2 protein-coding genes are annotated in these 671 nt (G+C 46.5%); both read right to left on the reverse strand.

Annotation, left to right across the window (positions count from 1 at the left end; all coding sequences use genetic code 11):
* Positions 1-356: ABC transporter substrate-binding protein (locus A3750_RS22535; protein ID WP_304440223.1), on the reverse strand; the 356-nt coding region annotated here is incomplete at its 3' end.
* Between the two features lie 99 nt (positions 357-455).
* The coding region (locus A3750_RS25155) for an LUD domain-containing protein (RefSeq protein WP_197475251.1) at positions 456-671 on the reverse strand (216 nt) is incomplete at its 5' end.

Here is a 671-nt window from a genome sequence, read left to right on the forward strand (position 1 = left end):
GGGTCTGTTACTGCACTGAAGATAATATTGCTGCTTCGAGCAGAAGCCACCATTGCTTGTGCGGACGGCGTTGCAATTGCGACGATAACATCGGGATTGCTACCCGCAAATTTTTTGGCAATCTGTGCAGCGGTTGTTGGATTTCCCTGAGCGCTTTGGTACTCCCACTTAAGGTTTTCGCCTTCTCTATAGCCTGCTTCTGCAAGGACGTCTTTTACACCCTGACGAACGGAGTCTAGAGCGGGATGTTCGACGATTTGAGTGATAGAAACGTGTTTTTCTTCAGCTGATGCGTGACCGCTCATGACTACTGCTAAGAAGGCGCATGCAAGCGCTAGAGTTTTTGAAATGTTCATATAGTTCCTTATCAATTTCTGTTTTTGTTGTGCTTATTGAATACGGATCTTCTTTGCGCTACCTAAAGCCGCTCAATAGCGAAGCAGAAAATTATCCGCCTAAGTTAGTAGAAACACAATAAGTCGCTTTGGTCCGTGCGCTCCATAAGCAAGAGTCTGCTGTATGTCAGCGGTTTTAGAGGGGCCGGAAATAAAAACGAGGTTGCTCGGGAGGGTTTGAGGATCGAACAGAGAGCTGTCAAAAGCCGACGTGAGGCTGTCTAAAATCGTATGTTTTTTGATGACCAAGATGCTGATCGGAGGAACAAGGCTTAG

This window comes from Oleiphilus sp. HI0079 (genome assembly GCF_001635105.1).